Origin of the sequence: Rhodococcus sp. MS13, from assembly GCF_013277835.1 — a bacterium.
Taxonomy (GTDB): Bacteria; Actinomycetota; Actinomycetes; order Mycobacteriales; family Mycobacteriaceae; genus Rhodococcus_F; species Rhodococcus_F erythropolis.
On the sequence record NZ_VBTL01000011.1, the window covers coordinates 560,685 to 575,699 of the forward strand.

Consider the following 15,015-nt stretch of genomic DNA (forward strand, 5'->3'; position numbering starts at 1 on the left):
AGATGAGGGCGGCACACATCTTGTGTGCCGCCCTCATCTTTTTGCCGTGGAATACAGCTGGATGGTTGAATGTTTGATCAGTTACATGCAAACGCATGGATCTAGTTCGCGGAGGAGCAACCATGCAGTTCGGAATCTTCACGGTCGGTGACGTCACCACTGATCCCACGACGGGTAAGACCCCGACAGAGCACGAGCGCATCAAGGCCATGACGACCATCGCCAAGCACGCCGAGGAAGTCGGTCTCGACGTCTTCGCGACCGGCGAGCACCACAACAAGCCGTTCGTGCCGTCGTCTCCGACCACGATGCTCGGATACATCGCGGCCCAGACCGAGAAGATCACGCTCTCCACGTCCACGACGCTGATCACCACCAACGACCCGGTGAAGATCGCCGAGGACTACGCGATGCTTCAACACCTCGCTGAGGGGCGTGTCGATCTGATGATGGGACGCGGAAACACCGCGCCGGTGTACCCGTGGTTCGGCAAGGACATTCGCGCCGGTATCCCGCTGGCGCTCGAGAACTATCAACTTCTTCGCCGGCTCTGGGACGAGGAGGTCGTGAACTGGCAAGGGGAGTACCGCACTCCACTCCAGGGATTCACGTCCACCCCGCGCCCGCTGGACGGCGTCGCGCCGTTCGTGTGGCACGGTTCGATCCGCAGCCCCGAGATCGCGGAGATCGCGGCGTATCACGGCGACGGATTCTTCGCGAACAACATCTTCTGGCCGAAAGAGCACTACATCGAGCTGATCAATCTCTACCGCCAGCGTTACGAGCATTACGGCCACGGCTCCGCGGACCAGGCGATTGTCGGTCTCGGTGGTCAGGTCTTCATGCGCAAGAACAGTCAGGACGCGGTCAAGGAATTCCGTCCGTATTTCGACAATGCTCCGGTGTACGGCCACGGGCCCTCACTCGAAGAGTTCACCGAGCAGACGCCGCTGACCGTCGGTTCCCCTGAGCAGGTCATCGAGAAGACGTTGGCGTTTGCCGATTTCTTCGGCGACTACCAGCGCCAGCTGTTCCTGATGGATCACGCCGGGCTGCCGCTCAAGACGGTGCTCGAGCAGCTCGATCTGCTCGGTGAGGAAGTTGTTCCGGTTCTGCGCCGTGAGTTCGCGGCCAGGCGGCCCGCACATGTGCCGGACAACCCGCCCACTCACGCGTCGATGAAGGCGGCTCGTGAGGCAAGCAGTGTCACTGCCTGACGAGCAACCGCCTGAGGTTCCGGTCAGCACCACCGAACTCGCCACCGACGCCTGGGAAGCCTTGTTTCGCGCCCAGGTGTCGGTGCTGCGGCGGTTGGCTGCCGACGACGTCTGGGATCAGGTCTCGATGCGCGAGTACGACGTGCTGTTCACATTGAGCCTCACACCGAGTAGTTCACTTCGCCTGCATGATCTGAATCGCGAGATCCTGTTGAGCCAGCCGTCGCTCAGCCGCCTGGTAGAACGGTTGGAGGGCGAAGGTCTGGTATCGAGAAGTGTTGATCCACAGGATCGCCGCGGAACGATCGTGCAGCTCACCGAAGCGGGTGCAGCGCTGCAGAAATCAGTGGGTCGCCGTCATGCGGCGAGCATTCGTCGCCACGTCGGACCGGCCCTGGACGCGGATGAACTTCGAATGTTGGCCGAATTGTGCACGCGTCTGCGTCTCGCGCAGTCATGACTAGAGGCAGGATGGACGATATGAGCAACCTCGAAGCGCAGCCCGTCGAGCAGGAATGCGAAGGCCATCCGGCGGAGAGCGAGATTCAGATTCTCACCCCGCGCGACGTACCGCTCGGTGGCCCGCGGGCGATGCGAGTGCGTCGCACCCTTCCGCAACGCGAGCGTTCGCTGATCGGGGCATGGTGTTTTGCCGATCATTACGGTCCGGATGACGTCGGCTCAGGACCGGGCATGCATGTGCCGCCGCATCCGCATACCGGATTGCAAACGGTGAGTTGGCTGTTCACCGGAGAGATCGAGCACCGTGACAGCATCGGTTCCCATGCGATGGTGCGGCCGGGTGAACTGAATTTGATGACGGCCGGGAGTGGGATCGCGCACTCCGAGGTGTCGACGCCGAATACGAAGGTTCTGCACGGGATGCAGTTGTGGGTGGCGCTGCCGGATGCGGCGCGCGATACCGCACCCGCGTTCGTTCACTATCGACCGGAGCCGGTGACCACCGATGGTGTCACGCTCAGTGTGTTCCTCGGCTCGCTCGCCGGTGACACGTCTCCGGTGTCTACCTTCACCGAATTACTCGGTGCCGAGGTGATTCTCGATCCTGGGGCCGAGATCGCCCTCGATGTCGATCGTTCACATGAGCACGGCGTGATCGTCGATCAAGGATCGGTTGTTCTGCGTGGTTCCACCGTCGGCTGGGCCGAGTTGGGTTATCAAGCACCGGGTTTCGGAAAACTGACTTTGCGCAATCCGGGATCCGAACCGGCTCGACTGCTACTTCTCGGCGGGAAACCGTTGGGCGAGCAGGTCATCATGTGGTGGAACTTCATGGGTCGTACCCACGAAGAGATCGTCGAGTATCGACGCAAGTGGCAGGCCGAGCTGGCCTCCGGATTCGACGGCAGCGTCCCGGATCAGCGTTTCGGCGTCGTGCCGGGATACGACGGCCCGGCGCTCCCGGCACCCGAGTTGCCGAACAGTACGTTGCGGCCCCGAGGCTAGTCGTTGCTCTTGCGGCTACCGTCCGCGAGCATCGTCTTGATCAGGCCTGTTCGATGTCCTGGTGAGCCTTCGCGAGCATGATGTAGCCGGCGCCGTTGGCGGTGATACCGGCCTTTTCGCCTTCGGAGAGTTCACGTTTGACCTTGGCGGGCACGCCGGCGACCAGTGATCCAGGCGGGATTTGCATCCCCTGAGACACGACCGCACCGGCTGCAATCAGTGATCCCGAACCGATGTGTGCGCCGTTGAGCACCACGGCACCCATGCCGACGAGAACGTCGTCTTCGACGGTGCACCCGTGCAGCACTGCGTTGTGGCCGACCGAGATTCGCTCGCCCAGCACTGCGGGGAACGTCGGGTCGGCGTGCACGGTGCAGTTGTCCTGAATGTTGGTGTCAGCGCCGATGGAGATCGATTCGGCGTCGCCGCGGATAACTGCGCCGTACCAGATGCTGGCGCCCGCAGCGATGGTCACAGCGCCGACAACGGTGGCGTTGGGTGCGATGAACGCGCTTTCGTCGATCTGCGGGGTGCGTCCGAGAACGGTGGCGATGATCGGGTTGGTCATGGTTCTCCTGTGCGTTGGAATGACGTGCTCTGACGGTACTTGGACTATTTCGGTGTGGACTTTCGATTCATGACGACCGTCCCGACACCCGCGGTCACCACCAGTCCGATGGCGACGAGTGTGAAAGCGTCGAGCGTTTGCCCGATCACGAGGACTCCGGCCAGTGCGGCCGCTGCCGGTTCGAGGGCGATGAGGACCGCGAAGACCTTCTTGGCCAAGGAGCGCAGCGCCCACATTTCCAAGCTGTACGGGATGACGGACGAGAGGATGGCGACGGCTGCGCCTGCGGCGAGCATCTTCGGATCCAGCAGTTGGCTTCCGCCCGTGACGACGCCGAAGGGGAGCGTCAATACGGCTGCGACGATGCTTGCCCCTGCCAACCCGTCGGCACTCGGGAGCGTCGCGGCCAGGTGGGAACCGGCCACGATGTAGCCGGCCCACGCAGTCGCGGCGATCAACGCGAACATCACCCCGATCGGGTCCAATCCGGATTCGCCGTGATCCCTTAACCCGAGCAGCAACACTCCGCCGAAGGCGAGCAGTACCCACGCTCCGTCGGCCCACCGACGAGACAGAACTGCGGCCAGCGTCAACGGTCCGAGGAACTCGATGGTGACGGCGGTGCCGATGGGCACCGTGTCGAGGGCGAGGTAGAAGGCGCCGTTCATCACGGCGAGGGCGATGCCCAGCGCGAAGATGCCTTTGCGTTGCCGGTTCGACCACCTGCTCCATCGCGGGCGGACGATGACGCCGAGGATGATCGCGGCGATCGTCAGCCGAAGCGTCGTGGCTCCGGCCGGCCCGATCTGCGAGAACAGGGTCGTCGCGAATGCCGCTCCGAACTGGAGCGACAGTATCGAGGTGAGGACTGCGCCGACCGGCAGTAGCTGACTGCCGGCCTTCATTCTCCGGTGAACTCGGGACTTCGACGCTCGAGCATCGCGGCGACGGCTTCGTGGTGATCTCGGGTGTGGTGGGCGATCGACTGCATGGCGGCCGAGAGTTCGAGCAGGCTCTCGAGGCTCTGGTGCTGGCCTTCGCGGAGGAGTTTCTTGGTCATGCGGAGTACCTGCGGGGGATTGGCGGCTACTCGCGCGGCCAAAGCGTGCGCTGCGGAAAGCAATTCCTCGGATTCGGTGATCTGCGAGACCAGACCCCAGTCGAGTGCCTTCGCAGCATCGATCGGTTCGCCGGTGAACGCCATCTCGGCGGCGCGGGCGTTGCCGATCGCGCGGGGGAGCAGCCAGGCTCCGCCGTCGCCGGGGATGAGTCCCACCTTGACGAAGCTCTCGGCGAAGACTGCGGCGGTCGAGGCGATGCGGAGGTCACACATGAGTGAGAGGTCGCAGCCCGCTCCGATGGCCGGGCCGTTGACCGCGGCGATGGTCGGCGCCTCACATGTGTACAGCGCGAGCGGAATGCGCTGGATGCCGTGCCGGTAGCCCTGACGGATCTCGCCGGGAGCACCACCGAACATGCCTTCCTTGTCTCGCATGTGTTTGACGTTGCCGCCGGAGGAGAAAGCCGACCCGGCCCCCGTGAGGATGACCGCGCGCACACTCTGATCTCGGTTGACTGCGGTGACCGCGTCTTCGAGGGCCTCGATCATGTCGATCTCGGAGATCGCGTTGCGGGTGTCCGGGCGATTGAGGGTCCACGTGACCACATCGCCGGTTCGCGAGATCAGTACGGCGTCGCTCATGGGTGCTCCTGGTAGTCGATGGCAGTTGAGCTCAGTCTCTCACCACAAGATTTCTCAATAACAATCATTCGTGCTTGATTTTTATGGACCCGGGTGTGATGCTGGTCGCATGGCCGAACTTCAGACGTTCATCGATGACTTGCGGGCCGAAGGCGAGAGCCTCGACGCCCTGGTTGCGGATCTGCCCGAGGAGAAGTGGGCGACAATGACGCCGGCGGAAGGGTGGACCATCGCACATCAGATCGGGCACCTGCACTGGACGGACAGTGCTGCGATCCTGGCGATCACCGACCCGGACGGGTTTGCGGAGCAGTTGAAGGCGGCGTTCGTGAATCCGGCGGGATTTGTCGACGACGGTGCTGCCGAGCAGGCGGCCCGCCCGCCGGCGGAGTTGCTCGCCGATTGGCGAGCGGGGCGCACCGCTCTCGTCGAGGCTCTCACCGCCGCCCCGTCCGGTACCAAGTTTCCTTGGTACGGCCCGCCCATGGGCGGAGTGTCCATGGCAACTGCGCGATTGATGGAGACGTGGGCGCACGGGCAGGACGTTGCCGACGCGCTCGGCGTCGAGCGAGCCCCGACGGCGCGCATCAAGAACATCGCTCATCTGGGTGTCCGCACGCGGAACTTTGCGTACTCGGTCAACGAGAAGACGCCGCCCGCCGACGATTTCCGGGTTGAGTTGACGGCGCCGGACGGTTCGCTCTGGACCTGGGGGCCGGAAGATGCACCGCAGAAGGTGACCGGGCCGGCGTTGGACTTCTGCCTGCTGGTCACCCAGCGCGCCAATCGCGCCGATCTCGATCTGGTCGCCGTTGGCGCCGACGCAGACGAGTGGTTGGGGTTTGCGCAGGCATTTGCCGGACCCAGCGGCGAGGGACGAGCCGCACGAGAAGCGAAGGTGGATAAATGAGTTCGGTACGGATCGGTAACTGCTCCGGTTTCTACGGCGACCGCGTCTCGGCGATGCGCGAGATGCTCGAGGGCGGCGAACTCGACTACCTGACCGGCGACTACCTTGCCGAACTGACGATGTTGATCCTCGGACGGGACCGGATGAAGGACCCGTCGCTCGGCTACGCGAAGACGTTCCTGCGACAGGTGGAAGACACCCTCGGACTTGCGCTCGACAAGGGCGTGAAGATCGTCGCGAATGCCGGCGGTCTCAACCCGGCTGGACTGGCCGACGCGCTGCGCGAGGTCAACACCAGGCTGGGGTTGAACGCGAAGATCGCCCACGTCGAGGGCGACGATCTGGTCTCTCGGGCAGACGAACTCGGACTCGGCTCCCCGCTGACGGCCAACGCGTACCTCGGCGCCTGGGGCATCGTCGAAGCATTGTCGGCCGACGCCGATGTCGTGGTCACCGGACGTGTCACCGACGCTTCGGTGATCGTCGGTCCCGCCGCTCACCATTTCGGTTGGAAGCGAGATGATTTCGATCAGCTGGCCGGTGCTGTCGCGGCGGGCCACGTCATCGAGTGCGGAACCCAGGCCACCGGCGGCAACTACGCGTTCTTCACCGAGATTCCGAATCTGGGCCGTCCTGGCTTCCCGATCGCCGAGATCAACGCGGACGGGTCTTCGGTCATCACCAAGCATGCCGGAACGGACGGCGAGGTGAGCGTCGGCACCGTGACGGCGCAGCTGCTGTACGAGATCACGGGTGGACGCTACGCAGGCCCGGACGTGACCACCCGCATCGACAACGCGGTGCTCACCCAGGAAGGCCCGGATCGGGTGCTGATCAGCGGAGTCACGGGCGAGGCTCCGCCGCCGCAGTACAAGGTCTCACTCAACACGCTGGCCGGGTTCCGCAACGAGGCCACTTTCATTCTCACCGGTCTCGACATCGAGGCCAAGGCCGATCTGGCGAAGACTCAACTCGAATCCTGGCTGACGAAGAAGCCCGCCGAACTGGTCTGGACTCTCGCTCGCACGGATCACCCGGATTCCGACACCGAGGAAACCGCGAGTGCGTTACTGCGCTGCGTGGTTCGCGATTCCGATCCCAAGGTGATCGGTCGTCCCTTCTCTGCGGTTGCGGTGGAAATGGCGCTTGCCAGTTACCCAGGCTTCTCGCTGACCGCGCCGCCGAGCAACGGACAACCGTACGGAGTGTTCACCCCCGGCTACGTCGACGCCGGATCGGTGCCTCACGTGGCCGTACTGCCCGACGGCACTCGCGTGGACATCGCTCCGTCGACGCTGACGCAGGACCTCGAAGCCGTCGACGAACCTGAGCGTCCGGAGCCGTTGCCGCCACAGTCTTCGCTTTCGGTGCCACTCGGCACCATTGCCGGTGCCCGTAGTGGCGACAAGGGTGGAAATGCCAACGTCGGCGTCTGGGTTCGCACGGACGATCAGTGGAAGTGGTTGGCGCACACTCTGACCGTCGAAATGCTCAAGGAACTGCTACCGGAAGCAGCAGACCTGAACGTCACTCGCTACCAGCTTCCGCACCTTCGTGCCGTCAACTTCGTGATCGAGGGAATCCTCGGTCAGGGTGTTGCCTCGCAGGCGCGGTTCGATCCGCAGGCCAAGGGAATTGGCGAATGGCTGCGTTCACGCCACATCGACATCCCGATTTCGCTACTCCCCGTAACTGACGAGAAAGAGGATTCACGGTGACCGTGTGGACCACACCGGAAAGGCTTGCGCTTCGCGAGACCGTACGCGGATTCGTGAACCAGGAGATTCTGCCGCATCTGACGCAGTGGGAGCGCGACGGCGAGATTCCGCGCGAATTACACCGCAAGGCAGGCGCTCTCGGGCTGCTCGGCGCCAGTGCTCCCGAATCGGCGGGCGGTGAGGGCGGCGACGCCGTCGACTCCATCGTGATCTGTGAGGAGATGCATCAGGCAGGTGCGTCGGGCGGGCTGTTCGCATCGCTCTTCACCTGCGGCATCGCGGTGCCGCACCTGATTGCAGCGGGCGACGAGGCGCAGATCGAGAAGTGGGTCAAGCCGACCCTGCGCGGCGACAAGATCGGCTCGCTCGCCATCACCGAGCCTGGCGGAGGCAGCGACGTCGGGCATCTGACAACCACAGCCAAGCGCGACGGCGATCATTACGTCGTGAACGGCGCCAAGACGTTCATCACCTCCGGCGTTCGAGCCGACTTCGTCGTTACCGCAGTGCGCACCGGTGGCCCCGGCGCGGGTGGTGTCTCACTGCTCGTGATCGAGAAGGGCACACCGGGATTCACCGTCTCACGCAAACTCGAGAAGATGGGCTGGCGTGCATCCGATACCGCGGAACTGTCCTTTGTCGATGCCCGGGTTCCGGTGGAGAATCTGGTCGGCGCAGAGAACAGCGGCTTCGCGCAGATCGCCCAGGCATTTGTTTCCGAACGTGTCGCGCTCGCCGCGCAGGCGTATGCCAGTGCAGAACGTTGCCTGGAGCTGACCCTCGAATGGTGCCGCGCCCGCGAAACTTTCGGTCGCCCCCTGATCAGCCGGCAGGCCGTGCAGAACACCGTCACCGAGATGGCCCGCAAGATCGACGTCGCCAAGGTGTACACCCACTCGGTGATCGAGCGGTACATGGCCGGTGACGGCGACCTGATCGCCGAGGTGTGCTTCGCGAAGAACACGGCAGTCGAGACGGGCGAATGGGTTGCGAACCAAGCCGTTCAGCTGTTCGGCGGCCTCGGATACATGCAGGAAAGTGAAGTGGAGAGGCAATACCGGGACATGCGAATTCTGGGAATCGGTGGCGGAACCACCGAAATCCTCACCGGCCTCGCGGCCAAGCGATTGGGGTATCAGTCATGAGTGTCATCCGGTCAACGCTGGACACCAATTCCGAGGTGTATCAGACCGCAACATCGACCATGAACACCAAGCTCGCCGAGATCGAGGTCGAGCACGCCAAGGCGCTTGCCGGTGGCGGCGAGAAGTACACCGAGCGGCACCACAAGCGGGGAAAGCTTCTGGCGCGCGAGCGGATCGAACTCCTGCTCGATCAGGATTCGCCGTTCCTCGAGCTGTGTCCCCTCGCTGCGTGGGGGAGTGACTTCCCGGTCGGCGCCAGCACCGTGGTCGGTATCGGCGTTGTCGAAGGTGTCGAATGCCTGATCGTCGCCAACGATCCCACCGTGCGCGGCGGCACCAGCAATCCGTGGACGCTGCGTAAGGGTTTCCGCGCCAACGACATCGCCATGCAGAACCGCCTCCCGGTGATCTCCCTCGTAGAGTCCGGTGGCGCAGACTTGCCGACGCAGAAAGAGGTGTTCATCCCGGGCGGGCGTATGTTCCGTGACCTCACTCAGCTGTCCGCAGCCGGAATCCCCACCATTGCACTGGTCTTCGGTAACTCGACTGCCGGCGGCGCGTACATCCCGGGCATGTCCGACCACGTCGTGATGATCAAGGAACGCTCCAAGGTGTTCCTCGCAGGCCCGCCGCTGGTCAAGATGGCCACCGGTGAGGAATCAGACGACGAGGCACTCGGCGGCGCCGAAATGCACGCTCGCAAGTCCGGGTTGGCCGACTACTTCGCCGCCGACGAGCAGGATGCGATCCGCATCGGGCGCTCGATCGTCAAGCGACTTAACTGGACCAAGAAGGGGCCGGCGCCGCGCGCGGAGATCATCGAACCGCTCGAGGATCCGGAAGAGTTGCTCGGCATCGTTCCGGCCGACCTGAAGATTCCGTTCGATCCGCGTGAGGTCATCGCCCGTATCGTCGACGGTTCCGACTTCGACGAGTTCAAGCCGCTCTACGGTTCCTCCCTCGTGACCGGCTGGGCCGAACTCAACGGTTACCCGATCGGCATCCTGGCCAACGCACGTGGAGTTCTCTTCAGCGAAGAGTCCCAGAAGGCAACGCAGTTCATCCAGCTTGCCAACCGCTCCAACACGCCGTTGCTGTTCCTGCACAACACCACCGGCTACATGGTGGGTAAGGAGTACGAGGAGGGCGGCATGATCAAGCACGGATCGATGATGATCAATGCGGTTGCCAACTCCAAGGTTCCGCACATCTCGATCCTGCTCGGAGCGTCGTACGGCGCCGGTCACTACGGCATGTGCGGACGGGCATTCGATCCGAGATTCCTCTTTGCCTGGCCCAGTTCCAAGTCCGCCGTCATGGGCGGTGCGCAGCTCGCCGGCGTCATCTCCATCGTGGGACGCGCTGCTGCCGAGGCCCGCGGCCAGGTTTTCGACGAGCAGGCTGATGCCGGCATGCGAGCGATGATCGAGAACCAGATCGAGGCCGAGTCACTTCCGATGTTCCTGTCCGGGCGTCTGTACGACGACGGCGTCATCGATCCCCGAGACACCCGCACCGTGGTGGGAATGTGCCTGTCGGCCATTGCCACCGCCCCGATCGAAGGCACCGAGAACTTCGGCGTCTTCCGTATGTGAGGCACGCCGTGACAATCACTTCAGTACTGGTCGCCAATCGTGGCGAAATCGCCCGCCGTGTCTTTGCAACCTGCCGCAAGAACGGAATCGGGACGGTCGCGGTCTTTTCCGACGCGGATGCCGACAGCCCTCACGTCGCCGAAGCCGACGCCTCGGTTCGCCTGCCGGGTAACACGCCTGCCGAGACATACCTGCGGGGCGAGCTCATCATCGCCGCCGCCAAGGCTTCGGGCGCCGACGCGATTCACCCCGGCTACGGATTCCTCTCCGAGAACGCGGAGTTCGCGCGCAGCGTCATCGATGCCGGACTGACATGGATCGGTCCGCCCGTCGAATCCATCGAGCTCATGGGATCGAAGGTCGAGTCCAAGAAGATCATGGACGCGGCCGGAGTTCCGGTGCTGTCCGAACTCGATCCCGCTGCGGTGACCGACGCTCATTTGCCAGTGCTGATCAAGGCGTCGGCGGGCGGCGGCGGACGCGGAATGCGTGTCGTTCGTGAATTGTCGGCGCTGGAAGGCGAACTGGAAGCGGCGCGGCGTGAGGCGCAGTCCGCCTTCGGCGACCCGACTGTCTTCTGCGAGCGCTACCTCGAGACCGGTCGGCACATCGAGGTCCAGGTCATGGCCGACCGCCACGGTGGGGTGTGGGCGGTGGGGGAGCGCGAGTGCTCGATCCAGCGTCGGCATCAGAAGGTGGTCGAAGAGGCACCGTCGCCGCTCGTGCAGCGCATCCCCGCCATGCGCGACAAGCTCTTCGACGCCTCGCGGCTCGCAGCCAACGCCATCGGTTACGAAGGGGCAGGAACCGTTGAATTCCTGGCTGACGAAAAAGGCGACTTCTTCTTCCTGGAAATGAACACCCGTTTGCAGGTAGAGCATCCGGTCACCGAGTGCACCACCGGACTCGATCTGGTGGAACTGCAATTGCAGGTCGCTTCAGGTGAAGCACTTCCGGACGACCAACCGGAGATCCGGGGGCATTCGATCGAGGTGCGACTGTACGCCGAGGACCCCGCCAAGAACTGGCAGCCTCAGAGTGGAACCGTTCACCACATCGAGTTGCCCGGTGACCCGCAAGAATTCAGTGTTCTGCGTGAGCAGGGCGTTCGCCTCGACTCCGGCGTCGTCGACGGCAGTGTTGTCGGCGTCCACTACGACCCGATGTTGGCCAAGATCATCTCGTACGCGCCGACGCGGACAGCAGCTGCCCGGCTGCTCGCGTCGACGCTGGCGCGCACCAGGATTCACGGCCTGCGCACCAACCGCGATCTGCTCGTCAATGTCCTGGCTCACCCCGCCTTCATTGCCGGGGGCACCGATACGGCGTTCTTCGAGACCCATGACCTCGAGAAGTTGTCAACGCCTCTGGCCGACACCGACGCCGAAAGGCTTTCGGCGCTAGCGGCGGCACTTGCCGATGCCGCGCACAACCGGGCGTCGGCGCGCGTCATCGGCCGCTTGCCCAGCGGGTGGCGCAACCTGCCGTCGCAGCCGCAGAGCAAGAGCTACTCCACTGCGTCGGGCGACTACGACGTCCGCTACTCCCTGAGTCGAAGCGGCGTGTTGAACGCAGAAGGCTTCGACGACGTGAGCGTGGTATCGGCAACTGCTACACGGGTCGTGCTCGAGCAAAGCGGAGTACGGCGTTCGTTCGACGTGGCGGCATACGGGAGTGAGATTTTTGTCGACTCCTCGCTGGGGCCCGTCGCGTTGACGGCAGCACCGCGCTTCGTGGATCCGTCGGCGGAAGTCGCCGCCGGTTCGTTGCTCGCTCCGATGCCGGGATCGGTTATCCGCCTCGGCGCCGCACTCGGTGACACCGTCACTGCCGGCCAGCCGATTCTGTGGCTAGAGGCCATGAAGATGGAACACACCGTCACCGCGCCGACTTCCGGTGTCCTGGTAGAACTTCCGGTCGCCGTCGGCCAGCAGGTCGAAGTCGGATCGGTACTCGCACGTGTGGAAGAACCCGCTACAGAAGAGGAAGCATGATGAGTTTCATCGAAACCGAAGAGCAGAAGGAACTGCGGGCATCCGTTTCCAAACTGGGTGAGCGCTTCAACTACGTCGACTACGTGCTGCCCAAGGCGCGCAAGGGTGAGGCGCTCACCGAATTGTGGAACGAGGCGGGCAAACTCGGATTCCTGGGCGTCAACCTGCCGGAGGAATACGGCGGCGGCGGTGCCGGTATCTACGAACTCGCGCTGGTGCAGGAGGAATTGGCGGCGCAGGGTGCCGGTCTGCTCCTGGTTGTCGTATCCCCGGCCATCTGCGGCACCATCATCGGCAAGTACGGCACGGCGGAGCAGAAGCAGCAGTGGCTACCCAGCCTCGCCGACGGCTCCAAGATCATGGCGTTCGGAATCACCGAGGCCGACGCCGGTTCCAACTCTCATCAGATCACCACGACGGCACGCAGGGATGGCGACGACTGGATCCTGAGCGGCAACAAGATCTACATCTCGGGTGTCGATCAGGCTGACGCGGTCCTCATCGTCGCGCGCACCGAGGACTCCAAGACCGGCAAGCTCAAGCCCGCTCTGTTCATCGTCCCCACGGATTCTCCCGGATTCGTGAAGACGCAGATGGAGATGGACATCATCGAGCCGGACCACCAGTTCATCTTGTTCCTCGACGACGTCCGTCTGCCGGCCGACGCTCTGGTCGGCGAAGCCGATGCCGCCCTGATGCAGTTGTTCGCCGGCCTCAACCCCGAGCGCATCCTGGGTGCGTCGATGGCCATCGGCATGGGCCGTTACGCCCTGAACGCTGCGGTGAAGTTCGCCAACGAGCGCACGGTGTGGAAGACGCCGATCGGTGCGCACCAAGGTATTTCGCATCCACTCGCGCAGGTGAAGATCGAACTCGAGCTCGCCAAGCTGATGATGCAGAAGGCCGCGGTACTCTACGACAGCGGCGACGATTTCGGTGCTGCCGAAGCCGCGAACATGGCAAAGTACGCCGCCGCCGAAGCCAGCATCAAGGCGCTCGATCAGGCGATCCAGACGCACGGCGGCGCAGGCCTGACGAAGGAATACGGGTTGGCCGCCATGCTCGGCGCGGCCCGTATCGCCCGCGTCGCGCCGGTGAGCCGCGAGATGATCCTCAACTTCGTCTCGCAGCACTCTCTCGGTCTGCCGCGGTCGTACTAAACGGTCCTACTGAAGAGGAGACTCATGACGGATCAGGACAAGCCATACGTACGGTACGAAGTATCGGGCGGTGCTGCCACGATCACTCTCGACTCACCCCACAACCGCAACGCGATTTCGACGCGGTTGGTCACGGAGTTACAAGCGGGGTTGACGTCAGCGGCCGCCGATCCGGCAGTTCGAGCGGTGGTGCTCACCCACACCGGTGGAACATTCTGTGCGGGAGCCGATCTCAGCGAGGCTTCCGGATCGTCCTTATCTCCGGAAGAGGCCGTCAAAGAACGAGGGCGGGGAATGCTGACGCTCTTGCGCAGCATTCTCGAGCTTCCCAAGCCGGTGATCGGGCGCATCGACGGTCACGTCCGAGCCGGGGGTATGGGTCTTGTCGGGGCGTGCGACATCGTCGTCGCCGGACCGGCGAGCACCTTCGCGGTGACGGAATCACGGTTGGGTTTGGCAGCGTCCATCATTTCGCTCACGGTCCTACCGAGGCTCGACCAGCGATCTGCGAGCCGATACCTGCTCACCGGAGAGAAGTTCGGCCAGCACGAGGCCGAATCCATCGGACTCGTCACCGCCGCGTCGCAGGACACGGGGGAGTCGATCACCGAACTGCTCGGCACCTTGCGCCAATGTTCACCGCAGGGACTTGCCGAATCGAAGTGGATCACGACGCGTTCGGTCCTGGCCGGATTCGACCGTGACGGCGAGGAGATGATCGCGCAGTCGGCCCGGCTGTTTTCCTCTGACGAGGCTCGTGAGGGCATGATGTCTTTCTTGCAGAAGCGTCCAGCAGCCTGGGCGCAGTAGAACTGCGCACTGGAACACAGCGGTAGAAAGGATGGCGGCGCGATGACTCGAGAACCCAAGCAGGACCGAAGTCGAGTCACGCGCTCCCACCTGCTCGAAGTGACTGTGGAGTGTCTCGCCGAACTCGGATGGAGCGCAACGACGATGAGCGTCGTCGCCCAGCGTGCCGGGGTGTCCCGCGGTGCGATGCAGCATCACTTCCCGACCCGCGAGGACCTCATCACCGCGGCGCTCGAGGTGATGTTCGACGCCAGGATGGATCAGGCACGAAAGGAATCGACCGACCTTCCGGTGGGTGCCGGACGAACCGAGGCGGTCATTTCGCGGTTGGTCGAGTACTACACCGGGACTCTGTTCAAAGCAGCACTGCAGGTGTGGACGGCCGCTGCCTCCGACCCCGACCTGCGGGCCCGCGTGTTGCCCCTCGAGGAACGGTTCGGGCGCATCGCGCACCGCATGGCCGTCGAGAGTCTGGGTGTCGACGACTCCGATCCGGTGACGCACCGTTTGGTACAGGCGACCCTGGACCTGGCCCGCGGGCTGGGGCTGGCAGACGTCTTGACCGACGACTCGCGTCGACGCACCGAGGTGGTCAAACAATGGGCGGCGCAATTGGATTCCACGCTGGTTCGGGTACCGGTCCCGACTCCCTGAATCGGTAGCGGCGTGGCGGCGACCGATGAGCGAGGTGCGCACGTGGCGTGTGTCGGGGGCCACCGAGAAGTACAG

General features: G+C 63.9%; 14 protein-coding genes. 11 read left to right on the top strand and 3 right to left on the bottom strand.

Annotated elements, in window-relative coordinates:
• Positions 1-122 precede the first annotated feature (122 nt).
• Genes FEZ59_RS24420 through FEZ59_RS24430 form a run of 3 tightly spaced genes read left to right on the top strand, consistent with a single transcriptional unit; the run spans position 123 to position 2,684 of the window.
• A complete protein-coding gene (locus FEZ59_RS24420; RefSeq protein ID WP_020906827.1) occupies positions 123-1,217 on the top strand; it encodes an LLM class flavin-dependent oxidoreductase in 1,095 nt (364 codons plus the stop codon).
• Positions 1,204-1,677, top strand: a complete 474-nt coding sequence (locus FEZ59_RS24425; protein WP_172933348.1) for a MarR family transcriptional regulator — start codon at positions 1,204-1,206, stop codon at positions 1,675-1,677. The genes FEZ59_RS24420 and FEZ59_RS24425 overlap by 14 nt, the downstream gene beginning before the upstream one ends.
• 20 nt (positions 1,678-1,697) lie before the next feature.
• Positions 1,698-2,684, top strand: a complete 987-nt coding sequence (locus FEZ59_RS24430) for a pirin family protein (RefSeq protein ID WP_172933317.1) — start codon at positions 1,698-1,700, stop codon at positions 2,682-2,684.
• Between the two features lie 40 nt (positions 2,685-2,724).
• Here the strand turns inward: FEZ59_RS24430 and FEZ59_RS24435 are convergent, their stop codons facing one another.
• The 3 genes from FEZ59_RS24435 to FEZ59_RS24445 are packed head-to-tail and all read right to left on the bottom strand — an operon-like array spanning position 2,725 to position 4,954.
• Entirely contained in the window at positions 2,725-3,252 is a 528-nt protein-coding gene (locus FEZ59_RS24435) for a gamma carbonic anhydrase family protein (RefSeq protein ID WP_050656397.1), read from the bottom strand.
• A gap of 44 nt (positions 3,253-3,296) precedes the next feature.
• Positions 3,297-4,157 carry an EamA family transporter gene (locus FEZ59_RS24440; protein WP_172933318.1) on the bottom strand — a complete coding sequence of 287 codons (861 nt, stop codon included), beginning with the start codon at positions 4,155-4,157 and terminating at the stop codon, positions 3,297-3,299.
• Entirely contained in the window at positions 4,154-4,954 is an 801-nt protein-coding gene (locus tag FEZ59_RS24445; protein WP_172933319.1) for a crotonase/enoyl-CoA hydratase family protein, read from the bottom strand. Before FEZ59_RS24445 ends, FEZ59_RS24440 begins: the two co-directional genes overlap by 4 nt.
• A 109-nt stretch (positions 4,955-5,063) precedes the next feature.
• On the opposite strand from FEZ59_RS24445, the gene FEZ59_RS24450 reads away from it, so the two are divergent.
• Genes FEZ59_RS24450 through FEZ59_RS24485 form a run of 8 tightly spaced genes read left to right on the top strand, consistent with a single transcriptional unit; the run spans position 5,064 to position 14,940 of the window.
• A complete protein-coding gene (locus FEZ59_RS24450; protein WP_172933320.1) occupies positions 5,064-5,864 on the top strand; it encodes a TIGR03084 family metal-binding protein in 801 nt (266 codons plus the stop codon).
• Positions 5,861-7,582, top strand: coding sequence for an acyclic terpene utilization AtuA family protein (locus FEZ59_RS24455; RefSeq protein ID WP_020968977.1), 1,722 nt, complete (start codon positions 5,861-5,863; stop codon positions 7,580-7,582). The genes FEZ59_RS24450 and FEZ59_RS24455 overlap by 4 nt, the downstream gene beginning before the upstream one ends.
• The gene (locus FEZ59_RS24460) at positions 7,579-8,727 is read left to right on the top strand and encodes an acyl-CoA dehydrogenase family protein (protein WP_007728404.1); all 1,149 of its coding nucleotides are present in this window, start codon (positions 7,579-7,581) and stop codon (positions 8,725-8,727) included. Before FEZ59_RS24455 ends, FEZ59_RS24460 begins: the two co-directional genes overlap by 4 nt.
• The gene (locus FEZ59_RS24465) at positions 8,724-10,322 is read left to right on the top strand and encodes a carboxyl transferase domain-containing protein (RefSeq protein WP_019744291.1); all 1,599 of its coding nucleotides are present in this window, start codon (positions 8,724-8,726) and stop codon (positions 10,320-10,322) included. Before FEZ59_RS24460 ends, FEZ59_RS24465 begins: the two co-directional genes overlap by 4 nt.
• Positions 10,323-10,330: 8 nt before the next feature.
• On the top strand, positions 10,331-12,316 hold the full coding sequence (locus FEZ59_RS24470; RefSeq protein WP_172933321.1) for a biotin carboxylase N-terminal domain-containing protein: 1,986 nt from the start codon (positions 10,331-10,333) through the stop codon (positions 12,314-12,316).
• Entirely contained in the window at positions 12,316-13,476 is a 1,161-nt protein-coding gene (locus FEZ59_RS24475) for an acyl-CoA dehydrogenase family protein (protein WP_080910024.1), read from the top strand. The genes FEZ59_RS24470 and FEZ59_RS24475 overlap by 1 nt, the downstream gene beginning before the upstream one ends.
• A gap of 24 nt (positions 13,477-13,500) precedes the next feature.
• On the top strand, positions 13,501-14,286 hold the full coding sequence (locus FEZ59_RS24480) for an enoyl-CoA hydratase family protein (protein ID WP_046378231.1): 786 nt from the start codon (positions 13,501-13,503) through the stop codon (positions 14,284-14,286).
• Positions 14,287-14,328: 42 nt separating this feature from the next.
• Positions 14,329-14,940, top strand: a complete 612-nt coding sequence (locus tag FEZ59_RS24485) for a TetR/AcrR family transcriptional regulator (protein WP_019744287.1) — start codon at positions 14,329-14,331, stop codon at positions 14,938-14,940.
• Positions 14,941-15,015: the final 75 nt, after the last annotated feature.